Below are 17,883 nucleotides of genomic sequence, written 5' to 3'. Positions count from 1 at the left end.
CGTCCTCGCGCCGAGGGTTCGGATGCGGTGCCGGTGTTCGTGTTCCATCCGGCGGGTGGTTCGACGGTGGCGTACGAGCCGCTGCTCAAGCGTCTGCCCGCGGACACCCCGATGTTCGGCCTGGAGCGGGTCGAGGGCCCGATCGACGAGCGCGCCGCGGCCTACGTGCCTCTGCTGCGCGAGATCCAGGGTGACGGCCCGTACGTGTTGGCCGGCTGGTCGCTCGGTGGCGTGCTCGCCTACGCGGTCGCCCGTCAGCTGCGCGAACAGGGTGCCGACGTCCGGATCGTCGGACTGATCGACACCGTCATGGCCGGCGAGAAGGTCGAGGACACCCCCGACGAGATCCGGGCCCGCTGGCAGCGCTACGCGGCGTTCGCGAAGAAGACGTACGGCGTCGACGCGCCGCTGCCGTTCGATCGCCTCGCGGAGGCCGGCAGCGACGAGGAGCAGATCGGGATCCTCATGGATCTGCTGAAGCTGAGCGGCGCCAAGATCCCCGGCGGCATCATCGAACACCAGCGCACGTCGTGGCTCGACAACCGGGCCATCCAGACGGCGGACCCGCAGCAGTACGACGGCGACGTCGTGCTGTACATGGCGGACAAGTACCACGACGACGCGATCAACCTCGAGCCGTCGTTCGGGACGCGTCAGCCCGACGGCGGCTGGGGCGAGGTGGCGGAGAACCTGGAGGTCGTCTACATCGGTGGCGACCACATCCAGATCGTCGACGAGCCCTACATCTCCAAGGTCGGCGCGGACCTGTCGAACAAGCTGGCCGAGATCGAGAAGCGGAGCAACTGAGTGAGCACCACCACCGCAGAAAAACTTGCGGAACTGCACGAAAAGCTCGAGCTGTCGAAGGCCCCGGGTAACCCCAAAGCGATCCAGAAGCGCAAGGACAAGGGCCTGCCGACGCCGCGCGAGCGCATCGACATGCTCCTCGACCCGGGCACGTTCGTCGAGATGGGCCAGCTGGCCCGCCAGCCCGGTGACGCGTCCAACCCGTACGGCGACGGTGTCGTCACCGGCCACGGCCTGGTCGACGGGCGTCCGGTCGCGGTGTTCGCGCACGACCAGACCGTCTTCGGCGGTGCCGCAGGCGAGATCTTCGGCCGCAAGGTCGCCGCCGTCAACGACTTCGCCATCAAGATCGGCTGCCCCGTCGTCGGCATCAACGAATCCGCGGGCGCGCGCATCCAGGACGCGGTGACGTCGCTCGCGTGGTATGCCGAGATGGGGCGTCGCCAGGAGCCGCTGTCGGGCATGTGCCCGCAGATCTCGATCATCCTCGGCAAGTGCGCCGGCGGTGCGGTGTACGCACCGATCAACACCGACATCGTGATCGCGACCGAAGAGTCGTACATGTTCGTCACCGGTCCGGACGTCATCAAGTCGGTCACCGGCGAGGACGTCAGCCTCGACGAGCTGGGTGGCGCCCGCCACCAGGCCGAGTACGGCAACATCCATCACGTCGCGGCCGACGAGAAGGCCGCGTTCGAGTACGCGCGCGAGTACCTGAGCTACATGCCGTCGAGCTGCACCGAGAAGCCTCCGATCATCAACCCGGGCCTCGAGCCGGAGATCACCGAGGACGATCTGTCGCTCGACGCGTTCATGCCCGACGCCGACAACGCCGGCTACGACATGCACGACATCCTCATCAAGATCTTCGACGACGGCGAGTTCCTCGAGGTCCGCAGCCAGTCTGCGCAGAACCTCATCACCGGCTTCGCACGAGTCGACGGCCGCCCGGTCGGCGTCGTCGCGAACCAGCCGATGCAGCTGTCTGGTGCGCTCGACGCCGCGGCGTCGGACAAGGGCGCGCACTTCGTGCGGGTCTGCAACGCGTACGACATTCCGCTGGTGTTCGTCGTCGACACTCCGGGCTTCCTGGTCGGTGTGGAGCAGGAGAAGGTCGGCGTCATCAAGCGTGGCGGTCGCTTCCTGTTCGCGTACGTCGAGGCGACCGTCCCGAAGGTCACTGTCGTGGTTCGTAAGGCGTACGGCGGCGCTTACGCGGTGATGGGCTCCAAGCAGCTCGGCGCCGACGTCAACCTGGCCTGGCCTACCGCCCGCATCGCGGTCATGGGTGCCGAGGGCGCGGTCAACCTCATCGGCCGCAAGCAGATCGAGGCCGCCGGCGACAACGCCCCCGCCGTCCGCGCGCAGCTCATCAACTTCTACAACGAGCATGTCGCGACGCCGTACATCGCGGCCGAGCGCGGCTACATCGACGCTGTCGTCGAGCCGTCGACCACCCGCCTCGAGATCCGCAAGGCACTCACCCTGCTCCGCGACAAGACGGTCTTCAAGAACCCGCGCAAGCACCACTTGCTCCCGTTCTGATCGCTTTCACTGCTGTTGGCCGAATGTCACATACGTTCACTTCGATTGAACGTATGTGACATTCGGCCGTTCACGGGCCGACGCCTGCTCGCACGCGATCACGAGATCCGCGATGACGGTGCTCGGATCGCGTTGGACCTGCTTCGGTAGGTGCGTCACGACGATGATCCCGTGCCGCTGCATCCGGGCGCGCCGGAGCATCGTCGCCTCGTGTGCCTGCGCGCTGAAATGGTGTTTGAGAGAGTCGATTTCCCAAGCGACGGCGAGGTCCTCGATCCACCCGTCGGGGCGTGCGAGCCAGGTGCCGTCGGCGCCGATGATGTCCTTGTTGTGCACCATCAGTGGCAGCGTGGTCGTCGCGTAGAGCTGCTGCGCAGCGATCTCCGCGACCGAATGAGCATCGTCGGACAGTTCACGGACAACTCGCCGGGGCAGTGCGCTGCCACGGCAGCTTCCATTGTCGAGTTCTTCGGCGAGTTGGTCGACGTCAACGTCCCCGCGCTGTACTGCGCCGGTGAGCAGCGCCCGGCAGGCGTCGGGCAGCGATGTGCGTCGTGCCGCGTCGAGCAGGCTGCGGGCGATCGGAGCGATGCGCAGGGTGCCTCGAGTGAGATGGTCAGGCATTCGCCACGTCCGTTCGACCGTGACGAACGAGAAGTCGCGCCGGTGCTTCGTCGACGGAATGAGCAGCAGGACGTCGCCTTTGCTCGCGGACTGGTCGTATCCGTGGGCCCCGAGTGCCGCGTGGCCGGAGAGCACGGCGCCATCGCCGCCGTACAGCAGCGCTGCGGTGTTGCGTTGGAGGGTGCTCAGGGAACCGCTCTGGAGTGCTACGACACCGGGCAGCACGCGCTGCCAGGGTCCTCCGCGGCGACATCGCCCTGAGATGGCCCCGCGCGTGACGCCCTGCTCGAGGAGTGTTGCGGTTCGGACGATCCCGTTGACGCTCAGGTGGTGGAGTCCTGCCGCGCCGTCGTCGCCCCACGATCCTCGTCTCATGGAGGTCATGATTGCGGCTGGTCGAGCGAGTTCACGGCTCCTTGGCGCCTCTGTGGATAAGCAATGTGGTTATCCACAACCCTCTTAATGGCCGAATGTCACATACGTTCAATCGAACTGAACGCATGTGACATTCGGCCAACAGGCCAACAGGCCGACAGGCCAACAGGCCGACAGGCCGACAGGCCCTACGGCTCGTACACCCTCAGCGTCCCCGGGGACCAGAAGCCCGAGCGGTTGATCTGCTCGGTGTCGACGGTTGCCGTTGCGGCGTTGGGGTAGTGCCGGTCGTACCGCTCGATGGAGCCCCAGTCGCGGCCCCAGTCGTTGTTCAGGTACGTCGGGACGGTGGTGGCGCCGGCGAGCATCTCGGTCCAGCCGAGGGGTCCGCCGTTCTCGAGGGACTGCCACGTGTCGGTGGAGCTGACGGCGAGGGGCCGGTCGGGCAGGATCCGGTAGTTCGGCATCTCGGCGACACCGTTGAGGTGGTCGAACGGACGCTGGCACGGGAACTGCAGTCCGACGGCCCAGTCCAGCAGGACGGGCTGTTCGGTGCCGACGACGCTGCTGAGCGACTCGAGCTTGGGCACGCGCGGCGGCGTGAACGCGAACCACTGGTCGCCGGTCAGGTTGGGGTCGGACGCGTTGATCCGGACGACGTCGGTGTCGGCGGGCAGTTCGTCGAGCGGGATCCGCAGGTTCCGCCACGACGGCGCGGGGCCGATGTCGCGGGGGACGTAGGTGCCCTGGATGTCGACGGTGCCGTCGGGCTGACGCTTGCCGTACTCGAGGTTGAGCGGCTGTCCGTAGTTGGTCTGTCCGGTGATCTGGTCGACGGACCAGATGCGGCCGGCGGCGGAGATCACCACGAGCGGGGAGTCGTCGCTGCGTTCGGGCAGCTGGTACCAGCTGGAGACGACGGATGCCTGCTGCTGGACGCCGTCCTGGTAGCTGCCGAGGATCGGGGTGCGGGCGGGGTCGAGCCCGAACGGCAGTTTGACGGTGCTGCCGTTGACGCCGAGGGCGCCGACGCCGCCGGTGGTGCCGGATCCGCCTCCGGTCTCGAAGGTGGGCCCGATGCTCTGGCTGTCGGTGTTGCCCATGCCGGCCTTGACTTCGACGTAGTCGGCGGTGAGGTCGTCCGGCACACCGTTGGGGGTGAAGCCGACGGGCTTGCTGCCGGCGAGCGGATCGTTGGGGTCGGCCAGCGGGTTGGCCCGGTCGACGATCGGGCGCAGGGCGCCCGCGTTGGGGTCCTGTTCCACGAGCACGTCGTCGGCGAGGCCGCACGTCTTGCCGGCGAGCGCCTCGATGTTGGAGCGGCCCAGCGAGTAGGCCGGGTACTGCGACACCGCACCCTTGAGCAGCGAGAGCACCTCGAACAGCACCATGAGTCCGGCGATGACGGTCAGCGGGGCGGCCGCGAACTTGCGGATCCGCCGGCCCTTGGGGCTGGTGGGTTTCTCGGGCGGGGGAGCGTAGCCCTCACGCAGGTACTGCCACGCGATCAGTGCCACGGCGAGGCCGAACAGCACCAGGAACAGGGTGGAGGATTCGCGTCCGTTGAACTGCACCGTCTTGTCGAACCACGGCACGCCGTAGCTCGAGACGTACCAGTACCCGTTGATGCCGGAGAACGACAGCGCGAGCACGAACAGCAGGCCGGCGAGGAACATGGTGCGGTTGCGCCGCGATCGCAGCGCACTCGCCGACACGACGACGGCGGTCAGCGCGGCGAGGGATCCGGCGATGCCCGCGTACGCCCCGAAGTGGTGGGTCCACTTCGTGGGGTTGAACATCATGAAGAAGATCGTTCCGAACACGATGCCCATCAGGCGCCACGACGGTCCGGCGGCGACGCCGGGGATCCGCTTGCGGCGCAGGAACACGAACAGCACCGTGAACAGGCACAGCAGCATCGTCAGGAACGCGAAGCGGCGGGCCAGCGAGCCGTCAGTGGTCTGCACGAACAGGAAGTAGTAGCGCTGGTAGTCCTGGAACCATTCGAGGTTCGGTCCGATGATCGTGCGGACGCGCGTGGCCTCCATCACGGCCGCCCAGGTCTGGTCGGCGAACACCACGACCAGCACCAGCATGCCGGCTGCCGCCAGGGGCAGCAGCTGCGACAGTGTGCCGATCCGGTGGCGGCGTCGGACGATGATTCGGGTGATGGGGCGGATGCCGGCGAGCAGCGCGGCGATACACATCAGGCCGGTCGGGGCGGCGGCGAGAGTGAACGCGCCGATCAGCGCGGCGATCGCGGCGGGCAGGAGGCGGGCGGTGGCGATGGCGCGTTCGATCGAGCACCACGTGAGCAGTGCGCCGACGGCGACGATCGGTTCGGGGCGCAGGCCGTTGTTGTAGGGCAGCCAGAACGCGAGGAACACGAGGCCGCCCGTCCACAGGGCGACGGAGTTGGTGCGCACCGCGCGACCGAGGCGCGGGACCACTTCGCGGCTGATGACCATCCAGCACAGGACGGCGGCGAGCAGCGCGGGCAGACGCATCCACGGGCTCGCGGTGGAGATCTTAGCCATCGCGGCGAGGACGTCGTAGTACCAGCCGAACGGCGCCTCGGGGACACCGAACCAGCGGAAGTAGTTGGCCATGTAGCCCGAGTGCTCGGATGCGCGGGCCATGGTGAGCAGGTAGCCGTCGTCGGCGGTGTTGGCGCCGAAGAAGTGCCAGCCGACGAGGGTGCCGACGACGACGCCGTCGACGCCGGTCAGCTTCCACCACCGGGCGGGCAGGAAGCGGCGGGAGTGGCGGCCGTCGACGCTGTCGAGGCGGTGCAGTGCGACCAGCGAGACGGCGGTCGCGAGGACGGCGCCGAGCATCGCGACGAGCTTGATCAGCGTCGGGCTCGACGAGAACCGCGAGTCGACGTCCATCGTGAAGCTCAGGCCGGGGACCGACTGGCCGTCGAGGTCGGTGAAGATGCCGACGACCTGCGGGCGGTAGTCGTGGAGCAGCTCGCCGGTGACCGGCTTGCCGTCGTCGTCGGTGAGGCCCACGAACTCGGCGGTGGTCCCGGTGACGTCGGAGGCGATGCGGATCTCGGTGCACCCGGATTCGACGTCGGAGCGCGGCGCGGTCGCGACGATGACGTTGCGGTCGAGGATGTCGACGGTCTCGGAGGAGACGCGCACGAACATCGCGTTGACCGCGGCCTTCTCACCCTGCGGGGGCGCGGTGGCCAGCAGGATGCCGCCCGCGTCGGGCAGCTCGGCGACGGCGCGGCACGGGATCGTCGCCGACAGCGACACCGGCACCTGCGACATCAGCGGCGCTTCGATGTTCGACGCGACCGGCCCGTCGGGCCACGACACCGTCGCGGCGGTCTGGGTGACCGGCAGGAACGGTGTCGCCAGCGCGAGCAGGACACCGAGGAGGCCGGTCACGACGGCGATCAGCCGAGCGTTGCGGACATCCGCGTTTCGGGCACGGGAAGCCGGGGGCGGAGCGCTGGCTTCGGGACCGGGCGCGGGGGCTGTCACAACGTCTGGCACGTTTGTCGATGGTAGGCGAGATGTTTCCGTTACCTAAATGAGCCCGATCCCTCTCAGGTACTTCACAGGCAGGTCACGCGGGTGGCGTGTTGCGGATCGGACCGGGCGACCACAGGCCTGAGCGGGTCGTTTGCTCCACATCGATGTCGGCGGCCTGCACCGACGGGACGATCGGGGTGAACCGTTCCAGGGAACCCCAGTCGCGCCGCCAGTCCTGGTCGAGATACGTCGGGATGGTCTGCGCGTTCACCAACAGATGCGTCCAGCCGAGCGGGCCGCCACCGATCGCGTCCTGCCACGCGTTGGTCGCCTGGGCGCCGACGCGGTCCGGCAGGATCCGGTACTCGGGCACCTCGGCGACGCCGTCGTGGTGGGCGAACGGTCGTTGGCAGGGGAACGCCAGGCCCACCGACCAGTCGAGCAGCACCGGGGCGGTGCTTCCGACGACGGTCTGCAGTGTCTGCATGTGCGGCACCCGCGGCGGGGTGACGGCGAGCCACTGGTCGGGTGCGAGCCCGGTGTCGGAGGCGACGAGCCGGACGGCGTTCGCCTCGGCGGGCAGCTGGTCGAGCGGCACCCGCAGGTTCCGCCACGACGGCGCCGGACCGATGTCGATCGGGGCGACGCGTCCGAGGACGTCGATGCCGCCGTCGGCGGTGCGGGTGCCGTATTCGACGTCGAGCAGCTGGCCGTCGGTGACGACGCCGTCGGGGTCGACGGAGTGGATGCGTCCGGCGGCCGCGATCGTGAGGATCGGGGCGTCGTCGCTGCGCTCGGGCAGCCCGTACCAGCCGGTGACGAGGTCGGACTTCTGCTGGACCCCGGACTGGTAGCTGCCGAGCACCGGTGTGGTCGCCGGGTCGAGGCCGAAGGGCAGGGACACGCTGCTGCCGTTGATACCCGCGGTGGTCTCGGTGCCGCCGCCCGTGCCGGCGCCGGTGCCGGTGGTGGTCTGGGTGTCGGAGTCGGTGCCGCTGTCGACGCTGTTCGCGCCGCCGGCCGCGACGTTTTCCTTATCGGCGGTGAGGTCGCGGGCCACACCGTTCGCCGTGAAACCGGTCGATTCGGTGGCGCCGAACGCGCCCGCACCGGCGGGATCGGTGGTCGGGGACAGGAGCTTCAGCAGCGATGCGTTCGTGTCGTCCTCGACGAGGACGTAGTCGGCGAGCGCGCACGAGTCGCCGGTCACGGACTTCAGGTTGGAGTGGGCGATCGAGTACGACGGGTACTGGGCGACGGCGCCCTTGAGGAGCGAGAGCATCTCGAAGAGCACCACCGCGGCGGCGGCCAGGGTCAGCGGTGCGGGCGACCAGCGCCGGACCCGGGCGAGTCGGCCGCCGTTGCCGTTGCCGTTCGCCTCGTCCTTCCCGGACGCCCCGCGGATGTGGTACCAGGCGGCCAGCAGCAGCGCGAGGACCGTCAGGCCCAGCAGCGCGGTGGAGAAGCCCTTCCCGCCGATGGACGGCGGCTTGTCCCACCACGGCACGCCGTAGCTCGAGACGTACCACCAGCCGTTGGAGCCGGTGAACGACAGCGCCAGGATGAACAGCACGGCCGCGGCGAACAGGGTCCGGTTGCGTTTGGAGCGCAGGCTCGCGCCGGCGACCGCGACGGCGGCGAGCGCGGCGACGGAGCCGGCGAGACCCGCGTACACGCCGAAGTGGTGCGTCCACTTGGTGGGCGTGAAGCTCATCAGCAGCAGCGACGCGAAGATGATGCCGAGGATGCGGCGGGACGGCCCGACGGCGGTGCCGGGGATGCGGCCCCCGCGGCGCAGCACCATCATCACGCACACCACCAGGCACAGCAGCATGACGAAGACGCCGAAGCGGCGGGCCAGCGAGCCGTCGGGGGAGACGTTGAGCAGCGCGTCCCAGCGCAGGCGCTCGTCGAACCATGGCACGTTGGGCCCGACGGCGGTGCGGACACGGGTGGCCTCGAGGACCGACGCGAGGGTCTGGTCGGCGAACACCGCGACGAGCACGACGGTGCCGGACGCCAGGATCGGCGCGACCTGCCCGGCGATGCCGACCTTCCGGCCGCGCTCGAGGAGCGTCTGCACGATCGGCCGGGATCCGGCGATGAGGGCGGCGAGCGCGATCAGTCCGGACGGGCCGGCGGCGAGCGAGAACGCCGCGATCAGCACCGCGACGGCGGCGGGCAGCAGGCGTCCGGTGGCGATGGCGCGTTCGATCGAGCACCACGTGAGCAGTGCGCCGAGCGCGATGATCGGTTCGGGGCGCAGGCCGTTGTTGAACGGCAGCCAGAACGCCAGGAAGACCAGGCCGGCGGTCCAGATGGCGGTCGAGTTGGTGCGCACCGCGCGACCCAGTCGCGGGATCACCTCGCGGCTGATGATCAGCCAGCAGAGGATCCCGGCGATCAGTGCGGGCAGTCGCATCCACATGCTCGCGGTGCTCACCTTCGTGAACAGCACCAGCACGTCGTAGTACCAGCCGAACGGCGCTTCGGGGACGCCGAACCAGCGGAAGTAGTTGGCCATGTAGCCGGCGTTCTCGGAGACACGGGCCATGTTGAGCAGGTAGCCGTCGTCGGACGTGTTGGCGCCCACGACGTGCCACAGCAGCAGCCCGCCGATGACGACCCCGTCGATGCCGGTGAACTTCCACCAGCGTGCCGGCAGGAAGCGGCGGGCGCGGCGGCCGTCGACGCCGTCGAGGCGGTGCAGCGCCACGAGCGAGGCCAGTGTCGCGAGCACGGCGCCGATCATCGCGACCAGCTTGATCAGGGTGGGGCTCGACGAGAACCGGGAGTCGATGTCGGCGCGGACGTCCAGGCCGGCCGGCGGGGTGCCCTGCAGGTCGGAGAAGATGCCGACCATCTGTGGCCGGACGTCGCCGTCGATGGTGGTCGCCTGTTCGTCGGGCAGGCCGGCGACGGCGGCGGTGGTGCCCTGCGGGTCGGATGTCACGACGATCTCGGTGCAGCCCTGCAGGTCGTCGACCGGCACCGACAGCAGTGCGGTGTCACGCAGGATCGCCCGCAGGCGTGCGGGTTCGGTGCTCGACGCCGCATCCACCTTGATGACGAGGCCGTCGGCTTCGGCGCGGCCCGCCTGGGGCGGCGCGGTGGCGACGAGCGCCCCGCCGCTCTCGGTCAGCTGCCCGACGGCGCTGCACGGGATGCTCACGTGCAACTGCTGCGGGGTGTACGAGACGAGCGGCGCCTCGACGCTCGTGAGGCTGCCGTTCTGTGGCCAGCTCACCGATGCCGCGTCCTGCGTCACCGGCAGGAAGGGCGTCGCGATCGCGAGGATCGCGCCCAGCAGGCCGGTGACGATCGCGACGAGGCGGGCGGTGCGCACGTCCTTCGCGGTGGAGCGGTCGTCGGGCGAGGGCGGGGCGGTCGGGTCGTCGGGCACGGTATTCGACTCTAGGTGAGCCGCCCGGTCAGGTCAGATTCCGCACGTCCCAGACCCAGACGCCGTCCACCCATCGTCCGTCGACGCCGAGCAGTCGGTTGACGGTGGTGAGCAGGGCCTGCTGATTCTTGCCGGGCGGCAGCACCACGACGTCGGCGTTCCAGAACTCGAGGTCCGCGAGCGCGGTCGCTCGGGTGCTGTCGTCGATGGCGGGCACCTGGCCGGTGCTCTGGGTCTTGCCGAGGAGCATCGCGGTCGGGCGGTCGTCGGGCCCGTACTTGCCCTTGTCCTCCGGTCCGGCCGGTCCGACGAAATAGCCTCCGGCGACCGGGTATCCGAAGCGTTGCCCCACCTGCCATTGCAGGGCCCGGGCGTCCTCGGGGCGCGGCAACGGGACGGTGACGACCGACCCGTCGGACACGTACGAGCGCCACGTCCCGTCCGCGAAGAATGCGGGCGCGGGGGTTCGGTGGGCGATGTCGAGCGGCGCGGGGGCGAGGGGGAGCAGTGCAACGGTCAGCCAGCCCAACCACAGCAGCGTCGTCGATCGCTGTCCGGCGCGTCCGGCGGTGATCGCGCGGTCGGTGCCCAGTGCCAGGAGGATCGCGATGGCCGGAATGCAGCCCATCGCGAAGCGGGATTCCAGGACCGATTCGAGCAGTGGCAGTTTCGCGAACCACGACCACGGAAGCGTGATGCCGGTGTCGTTGTGCGCGATGGTCAGTTCGACGCCCATAGAAAGCACAGCGAGCGCGACAAATGTCGCGGCGGCGGCGCGGGCCATCGGCAGGCGCCACAGCCACACTGCGGTCATCGCGGCGAGCAGGAGCAGCGGCCAGCCGAAGAAGGCGTTCTCCTCGGTGGCGTTCATCGACAGGCCCGCAGCCGATCCCGGACCGCCGGCGAGCGACTGGGTGGGGAAGCGGGTGAACGCGTTGACGTCGTTGCCGACCGGCCCGTGTTCGATCGAGTGGTAGCTCTGTGGTCCGAGGAACTGCCACCACAGCGGGATCGCGACGATCGCGAGTGTGACGGCGCCGGCGACGCACAGCCCCTTGAAACCGCGCCGGACGGCGGCGACCGCCTTGCCGGGATGGGATGCACCGTAAGCGATTCCGAAGATCGTGAAGGCGATCGCGTAGATCAGCAGAGGTTCCTCGCCCAGGAAGATCTGGTAGGCGACGGCCAGGCCGAGCATGACGCCGTTGCGGATCAGGCGCTCGCCGCTGCCGAGGCGGATGACCAGCAGCGCGATGAACGGCAGCAGGAACAGCGCGACGAAATTGGGGTGACCGTTGGTGTGTGAGATCATCGCCGGCGCGAAGCCGCACACGACGCCGCCCACCGCGGCCGCGAACCGGGACTGCACCACGTACCGCGACAGCACCCAGTACCAGGCGGTGGCGGTGCCGGCCAGGCCCAGCGTGAGTGCGAGCGTGAAGGTGACGGTGGGCCCGAACAGCAGCGTGACGGGGGCGAGCGGGATGCTGACGCCGAACATCGCGGTGTTGGCCATCAGGTTCACGCCGAGCGGATAGTTCTGCAGCGTGCTCGACAGTATCTTCCCGGGACTCTCGAGGTTGGCGAGCGAGTGCGCAGTGACCGCGAAGAACCACTCCCACATGGTCTGGTCCTGGCCGCTGCGGACCAGGTATCCGTCGCCGAGGTGCTTCCACTGGCGTCCGAGGACGAACACCGCGAGCGCGAGGAACGAGACGGTGGCGACGAAGTCGGCGGGCGCGATCCGGATCCGCTGGGAGCGGGTGGGAGCGACGGTTGTCTGCGCCGGGGGAGTCGGTGCGGACGAGATGTTCCCGTCTGACAGTTGCAGGGTCTCGCTCACATCGCCCCTTTCGCGTCGCTGGACGGAAGGGGCGGGGCGCCGCGCAGCCGTCAGTTGGCCGGACGCGACATTACCGCAGCTAGCTGGGTGCCACCTGTGAGAAGAAACCGTCCTGGAACACGTAGCGGGCATAGCGGACAGCGGGACCTGGGCCGGCGGACCATCCCGATCCCTCCCGGTTGATGTGCAACTTGGGGGTTGCATCGGCCCGCGCGATCTGCAACCCTGGAGTTGCAAATAAATCTGAACGACCGGAGGGATGGAACCGATGGACGAGTTGGATCGAATCGAGCGCGAGATCGCGATCGACGCCCCGGCTGCGCGAGTGTGGAAGCTCGTGAGTGAACCGGGCTGGTACATCAACGACGAGCAGATCGTGCCGCATCGCGTCGAGCGTCGCGGCGACCTGGACGTCGTCCACGATCCCGATCACGGCGCGTTCGCGTTCGCGACGATGGAACTGGACGAGCCCCGCTACGCGGCGTTCCGTTGGCTCACCGACGTCGACGCGCCGGACGGGCCGTCGACGTTGGTGGAGTTCCGGATCGAGGAGACCTCACCGACGAGCGTCGTGTTGCGGGTCGCAGAGAGCGGGTTCGCGTCGTTGCCGGAGAGTGCGGAGGAGCGGCGCAGCCGGTACGACAGCCACGTCGAAGGCTGGCGCGCCGAGATGGCCCTCGCGAAGCGTCATACGGAGGAGGCGGTCGATGCGGTCGGGTGAAGCCCTCGATCCGCCCGTCGTGTTCGCGGCCCTCGCCGACGACACCCGCTGGAGCATCCTGCTCCGGCTCGGGCGGTCGTCGGCGTCGGCGTCGGCGCTCGCGCGCGAGCTCCCGGTGTCGCGGCAGGCGATCGCGAAACATCTCGCGGTGCTGCAGGAGGTGGGACTGGTGGAGGCCGAACGTGACGGCCGGGAGGTGCGATTCGTCGCCGTCGGCGCACGGTTGAGCGAGGCGGCTCTTCAGCTCGAGCGGATCGCGACCGGCTGGGATCGCCGACTCGAACGCATCAAGATGCGCGCCGAGGCGCCCGATCCGGATTGACGGACTCGTCCCCGAGGGCTGCGGCGATGCGGTCGAGGGAGATGTCGAGGACGCGTGCGACGGCGGCGATCGTGAAGAACGCCGGCGTCGCGATGCGTCCGGTCTCGATCTTGCGCAGCGTCTCCACCGAGATGTCCGCATCCAGCGCGACCTGCACCATGCTCGCGTCGCCGCGCGCCGATCGCAGCAGCTCGCCGAGTCGCCGTCCCCGTTCCAGTTCTTCCGCCGTCAGCGGCACGCGCACCATGATGCCTATAGTAATACCGGTATAGTTATTCGCAACACCGAACAAGAGGGCGAATCATGGTCGAACTGAAGACTGCAACCGAGATCGACGCGATGAAGCGGGTGGGACGTGTCGTCGCCGACGCTCTCGCGGCGGCGCGGGCGCACGCGGGGATCGGGGTGAGTCTGCTCGATCTCGATGCGGTAGCCGCGAAGGTCATCGCCGATGCGGGCGCCGCGCCGGTGTTCCTGGACTACCACCCGAACTGGGCGCCGTTCCCGTTTCCGGGCGTGATCTGCGCGAGCATCAATGATGCTGTCGTGCACGGTATCCCGTCGGACTACCGGCTGCGTGACGGCGACCTGGTGAGCATCGACTGCGGCGCGAAACTCGACGGCTGGTGCGGTGACGCGGCGATCAGTTTCGTCGTCGGCACCGCGGCATCCGCGGACGAGGCGCTCGTCGCTGCCACCGACGAGGCGCTGCGGCGCGGTATCGCCGCCGCGCAGCCCGGAAACCGTCTCGGCGACATCGGCGCCGCGATCGGTGACTACGCCCGAGACCAGGGTTACGGCCTGCTCGCCGACCACGGTGGTCACGGCATCGGCCGGGTCATGCACGAGTCTCCGGACGTGCCCAACGAGGCCCGCGCAGGCCGAGGCATGCGCTTGCGCCCCGGCCTGGTCCTCGCGATCGAACCGATGCTCATCGCCGACGGCTCCGACGACTATCGGCACGGCGCCGACGGCTGGACCCTGCAAACGATCACCGGCGCCCGCGCCGCGCACAGCGAGCACAGCGTCGCGATCACCGACGACGGCCCGGTGGTGCTCACGGCGCAGCACTAGGCTGCACCTATGCCGGACTGGACGCCGATCTCCGACGCGCTGCGCCGCGCTGGGGTGTGGGACGTCCGCGACGACGGCACCACCCGCGCGATGTATTCGTCGGACGCCTCGCTGTACCGGGTACCGCCCACCACCGTGGTGTTTCCGCGTGCGATCGACGAGGTCGCGACGGTGCTCGACGTGTGCCGTGCCGAGGGTGTTCCGATCACGGCGCGCGGTGCCGGGACGTCGGTCGCGGGCAACGCGGTCGGTCCGGGCGTGGTCCTCGACTTCAGTCGCCACCTGGGCCGGGTCCTCGGCGTCGATCCCGACCGTTGCACCGCCGTCGTCGAACCCGGTGTCGTGCAGGCCGTCCTGCAGCGGTCCGCGGCTCCGCACGGCCTACGGTTCGGGCCCGATCCGTCCACCCACAACCGCTGCACCATCGGCGGGATGATCGGCAACAATGCCTGCGGTGCAAGGACTCTCGGGTACGGCCGCACCTCCGACAATGTCGTGGGGCTCGAGCTCCTCACCGGCGCGGGGGAGGCGTTGTCGCTCCCGGCGGCGACCGACACCCCGCTGCTCGATCGCCTGCGTGACGTCACGCGCACCGGATTGGCAACCATCCGAACCGAATTCGGCCGCTTCGGACGCCAGGCGTCGGGGTACGGCCTGGAGCACCTGCTGCCGGAGAACGGCTTCGACGTCGTGAGGTTCCTCGTCGGCAGCGAGGGCACGCTCGGGATCGTCACGCAGGCCACCGTGCGTCTGGTGCAGGATCCGGCGCACCGGGTGCTGGTCGCGCTCGGCTACGACGACATCGCCTCCGCCGGCGACGACGCCAAGGCCGTCCTCGGTTTCCGGCCGACGGCATGCGAGGGCATCGACTCGCGCCTGGTCGACGTCGTGCGCGAACGACGCGGACCGCAGGCCGTGCCGCCGTTGCCGCGCGGGGCGGCCTGGTTGTTCGTGGAGATCGCGGGGGACACCCGCGACGACGTGCTCGATCGGGCGCGGGCGTTGGCCGACGGCTGCCGCGCGATCGACGCCCTCGTCGTCGACGACCCGGCGCGGGCCGCGGCGCTGTGGCGGATCCGGGAGGACGGCGCGGGTCTGGCCGGACGCAGTCCCGCCGGCAAGCCCGCGTACGCCGGGTGGGAGGACGCCGCCGTCCCGCCCGACCGGATGGGCCCCTACCTGCGCGACTTCGAGGCCCTGCTCACCGAGTTCGGCCTCACCGGACTGCCGTACGGGCACTTCGCCGACGGCTGCCTGCACATCCGCCTGGACCTGCCGCTGGATCGGCCGTCCGGCACCGACGTCTTCCGACGCTTCCTGGTCGCCGCCGCCGAACTGGTGGCAAGGTACGGCGGGTCGCTGTCGGGGGAGCACGGCGACGGCCGCGCGCGCAGCGAGTTGCTGCCGCTCATGTACTCGCCCGACGCGCTGCGTCTGTTCGGCGCCGTCAAACACGTCTTCGACCCCGACAACCTCCTCAACCCGGGTGTCCTGGTGGATCCGAGTCCGGTCGACGCCGACCTGCGCGTCCCGCAGACGTCCCCGCTGCGCACGAACCTCGCCCTGGCCTACCGCAACGACGACGGCGACTTCTCCCAGGCCGTGCACCGCTGCACCGGCGTCGGGAAGTGTCGCGCCGACACCACCGGCACCGGGGGCGTGATGTGTCCCTCCTATGTGGCGACGCGGGAGGAGAAGGACTCGACGCGTGGACGCGCCCGCGTCCTTCAAGAGATGGTGAACGGCAGCCTTGTCAGTAAGGGGTGGCGATCGCCGGAGGTGCACGACGCCCTCGACCTGTGTCTGTCGTGCAAGGGTTGCGCGTCCGACTGCCCGACGGGCGTCGACATGGCCTCCTACAAGTCGGAGGTCCTGCACCAGAGTTACCAGGGGCGCCTGCGTCCGGTCTCGCACTATTCGTTGGGGTGGCTGCCGCGGTGGGCCGCGCTCGCCGGCCGGGCACCTCGTCTCGTGAACGCGATGACCCGGTTGCCGGGTGTCGCGTCGGCCGCGTTGACGCTCGGGGGCGCGGACCGCCGGCGGAACATCCCGCAGTTCGCGCCCGTCTCGTTCCGACGCTGGTTCGCCGACACCGCCGCCGATCGCCGTACCACCGGTGACCCGGTGGTCCTGTTCGTCGATACCTTCACCGACCGTTTCACGCCCGAGGTCGGGATCGCGACCGTCCGCGTCCTGGAGGACGCCGGCTTCCGGCCCCGACTGACTGCGAAGAGACAGTGCTGCGGACTGACCTGGATCACGACCGGTCAGCTCGACGCCGCCAGACGGATCCTCGGCCGCACCGTCACCGCGTTGGCGGGGGAAGGGGTACCGATCGTGGGGATGGAACCGTCGTGCACGGCGGTCCTGCGGTCCGACGGCGTGGACCTGCTCGGCACCGACGAGGCGCGCCGCGTCGCCGACTCCACCGCCACCCTCGCCGAACTGCTCACCGACCGGGACGGCTGGGCGCCGCCGGACCTGTCCGGTACCGCGGTCGTCGCGCAACCGCACTGCCACCACCACGCGGTGATGGGGTGGGGCACCGACGCGGCCCTGCTGCGCCGGGCCGGTGCGCGGGTGGAGCGGCTCGGCGGGTGCTGCGGACTCGCGGGGAACTTCGGGGTGGAGCGGGGCCACCACGACGTCTCCGTCGCGGTCGCCGAGCATCAGTTGTTGCCGGCGGTCGCGAGCGCCGGACGGGACGCGGTGATCCTCGCGGACGGGTATTCGTGCCGGACCCAGATCGGTGATCTGACCGACCGACGCGGGATGCACCTGGCGGAAGTCCTGCTCACCGGCGACTGAGGCACAATCCAGTCATGGTCTCCACGCCTGTCATCGTCACCATCGTCTCCGTCTGTATCGGCTTCGTCCTGTTCGTCCTCGCGGCGAGCGGCGCGCGGGGAAAGTGGGACAAGCGGCTCGTGATCGGTCTGCTCGTCACGGCCGTCCTCTGCCTGACGGCGGTGCCGCTCTCCGTCGCACTGAGCGCGGCGGTGTGACGACGATGTCGCGACCCGACGGCTGGCCCAGCGAATGGCCGACGACCGCGCGGCAGATCGCGGTCGCCACCGACATCGCCCTGACCGCCGCCCGCGCCGCCTCCGCCGACCAGCTCGGTGAGGCCGTGGAAGAACTGATCGCCCTGCCGTTCGAGCAGGTGACCCTCGTGCACGCCGGTGTCGTGCGTGCGCTGCTCGAGGATCTGCATCCCGACGGTTTCTCGGGGGACGACATCCAGGACGCGCTGACGCGGGTCGCCGGCGCGGCACTCGCCTGGCTGCCCGGGCTCGACGTCACGGCGTTGGCTGCTGTTCTCACCGGTTCGCTCGGACTCACGGAGATGAGCGACGACGCGCAACGGATCGGTCAGGCCGACTACCTGCGCAGCGCGATCCTGGTGATCGCCGATCTCCTGGCAACCGCCGACGTGCCGTCCATCGGGTACATCCGGGCCGCGATCGGGGAGATCGCACGAGCGGAGACGGTGGAGATGCCCTGACGGGGTCCCCCGGCACCGGATGTTCACGCAAAGTACGCCGTTCATGCGCTCTGACCAGGCGATTTGGCATTCGGTGACAGGTTCGCGTAACTTATTCCAGGTCAGAGCGACACGGACACCGACCCGGACCTGAGGGACTGGGAAAACGAGGTTGTACGGAGAGCGCCTGGCGAATC

Annotated in this window: 13 protein-coding genes; 8 read left to right on the top strand and 5 right to left on the bottom strand. The window is 69.5% G+C overall.

Annotation, left to right across the window (positions count from 1 at the left end; genetic code table 11):
* Nucleotides 1–807 (top strand): thioesterase domain-containing protein (locus DEU38_RS27555; protein WP_258558194.1); only part of this gene is annotated, 807 nt, incomplete at its 5' end.
* The gene (locus tag DEU38_RS27550) at nucleotides 808–2,352 is read left to right on the top strand and encodes an acyl-CoA carboxylase subunit beta (protein WP_114724553.1); all 1,545 of its coding nucleotides are present in this window, start codon (nucleotides 808–810) and stop codon (nucleotides 2,350–2,352) included.
* A gap of 36 nt (nucleotides 2,353–2,388) precedes the next feature.
* Here the strand turns inward: DEU38_RS27550 and DEU38_RS27545 are convergent, their stop codons facing one another.
* From DEU38_RS27545 to DEU38_RS27530, 4 genes are all read right to left on the bottom strand, one after another.
* Nucleotides 2,389–3,351, bottom strand: coding sequence for a hypothetical protein (locus DEU38_RS27545; RefSeq protein WP_114724556.1), 963 nt, complete (start codon nucleotides 3,349–3,351; stop codon nucleotides 2,389–2,391).
* Between the two features lie 188 nt (nucleotides 3,352–3,539).
* Entirely contained in the window at nucleotides 3,540–6,860 is a 3,321-nt protein-coding gene (locus DEU38_RS27540; RefSeq protein ID WP_114724552.1) for an arabinosyltransferase domain-containing protein, read from the bottom strand.
* 73 nt (nucleotides 6,861–6,933) lie between these two features.
* On the bottom strand, nucleotides 6,934–10,242 hold the full coding sequence (locus DEU38_RS27535; RefSeq protein WP_258558190.1) for an arabinosyltransferase domain-containing protein: 3,309 nt from the start codon (nucleotides 10,240–10,242) through the stop codon (nucleotides 6,934–6,936).
* A gap of 28 nt (nucleotides 10,243–10,270) precedes the next feature.
* Nucleotides 10,271–12,073 (bottom strand): glycosyl transferase, encoded by a 1,803-nt coding sequence (locus DEU38_RS27530; protein ID WP_181818976.1) that lies wholly within the window; start codon nucleotides 12,071–12,073, stop codon nucleotides 10,271–10,273.
* A 280-nt stretch (nucleotides 12,074–12,353) separates the two neighbouring features.
* Here DEU38_RS27530 and DEU38_RS27525 point away from each other — a divergent pair, with 280 nt between their 5' ends.
* Both DEU38_RS27525 and DEU38_RS27520 read left to right on the top strand, forming a co-directional pair.
* On the top strand, nucleotides 12,354–12,806 hold the full coding sequence (locus DEU38_RS27525) for an ATPase (RefSeq protein WP_254622729.1): 453 nt from the start codon (nucleotides 12,354–12,356) through the stop codon (nucleotides 12,804–12,806).
* Nucleotides 12,793–13,128, top strand: a complete 336-nt coding sequence (locus DEU38_RS27520; RefSeq protein ID WP_114724549.1) for a helix-turn-helix transcriptional regulator — start codon at nucleotides 12,793–12,795, stop codon at nucleotides 13,126–13,128. Before DEU38_RS27525 ends, DEU38_RS27520 begins: the two co-directional genes overlap by 14 nt.
* Here the strand turns inward: DEU38_RS27520 and DEU38_RS27515 are convergent.
* Nucleotides 13,094–13,375 (bottom strand): helix-turn-helix domain-containing protein, encoded by a 282-nt coding sequence (locus DEU38_RS27515; protein WP_114724548.1) that lies wholly within the window; start codon nucleotides 13,373–13,375, stop codon nucleotides 13,094–13,096. The two genes, DEU38_RS27520 and DEU38_RS27515, sit on opposite strands and share 35 nt — an antisense overlap.
* A gap of 56 nt (nucleotides 13,376–13,431) precedes the next feature.
* On the opposite strand from DEU38_RS27515, the gene map reads away from it, so the two are divergent.
* From map to DEU38_RS27495, 4 genes are read left to right on the top strand one after another with little or no spacing between them, the layout of a single operon-like run.
* Complete coding sequence (gene map, locus DEU38_RS27510) at nucleotides 13,432–14,202, top strand: type I methionyl aminopeptidase (protein WP_114724547.1); 771 nt, start codon at nucleotides 13,432–13,434, stop codon at nucleotides 14,200–14,202.
* A gap of 9 nt (nucleotides 14,203–14,211) precedes the next feature.
* Nucleotides 14,212–17,010 carry an FAD-binding and (Fe-S)-binding domain-containing protein gene (locus tag DEU38_RS27505; protein WP_114724546.1) on the top strand — a complete coding sequence of 933 codons (2,799 nt, stop codon included), beginning with the start codon at nucleotides 14,212–14,214 and terminating at the stop codon, nucleotides 17,008–17,010.
* A 14-nt stretch (nucleotides 17,011–17,024) separates the two neighbouring features.
* Nucleotides 17,025–17,207 (top strand): hypothetical protein, encoded by a 183-nt coding sequence (locus DEU38_RS27500; protein WP_114724545.1) that lies wholly within the window; start codon nucleotides 17,025–17,027, stop codon nucleotides 17,205–17,207.
* Nucleotides 17,208–17,212: 5 nt separating this feature from the next.
* The gene (locus tag DEU38_RS27495; RefSeq protein ID WP_114724554.1) at nucleotides 17,213–17,707 is read left to right on the top strand and encodes a hypothetical protein; all 495 of its coding nucleotides are present in this window, start codon (nucleotides 17,213–17,215) and stop codon (nucleotides 17,705–17,707) included.
* Nucleotides 17,708–17,883: the final 176 nt, after the last annotated feature.

The organism is Rhodococcus sp. AG1013, from assembly GCF_003350365.1.
GTDB lineage: Bacteria > Actinomycetota > Actinomycetes > Mycobacteriales > Mycobacteriaceae > Prescottella.
The sequence above is the reverse complement of the archived record's forward strand: the minus strand, read 5'-3'. Positions and strand labels throughout refer to the sequence as shown.

Excerpts from the sequence above, each read along its gene's own strand:
- DEU38_RS27545 (WP_114724556.1), bottom strand. The coding sequence starts at position 3,351 with ATGAGACGAGGATCGTGGGGCGACGACGGCGCGGCAGGACTCCACCAC.
- DEU38_RS27525 (WP_254622729.1), top strand. The coding sequence starts at position 12,354 with ATGGACGAGTTGGATCGAATCGAGCGCGAGATCGCGATCGACGCCCCG.
- DEU38_RS27520 (WP_114724549.1), top strand. The coding sequence starts at position 12,793 with ATGCGGTCGGGTGAAGCCCTCGATCCGCCCGTCGTGTTCGCGGCCCTC.
- DEU38_RS27515 (WP_114724548.1), bottom strand. The coding sequence starts at position 13,375 with ATGGTGCGCGTGCCGCTGACGGCGGAAGAACTGGAACGGGGACGGCGA.
- map (WP_114724547.1), top strand. The coding sequence starts at position 13,432 with ATGGTCGAACTGAAGACTGCAACCGAGATCGACGCGATGAAGCGGGTG.
- DEU38_RS27505 (WP_114724546.1), top strand. The coding sequence starts at position 14,212 with ATGCCGGACTGGACGCCGATCTCCGACGCGCTGCGCCGCGCTGGGGTG.
- DEU38_RS27500 (WP_114724545.1), top strand. The coding sequence starts at position 17,025 with ATGGTCTCCACGCCTGTCATCGTCACCATCGTCTCCGTCTGTATCGGC.
- DEU38_RS27495 (WP_114724554.1), top strand. The coding sequence starts at position 17,213 with ATGTCGCGACCCGACGGCTGGCCCAGCGAATGGCCGACGACCGCGCGG.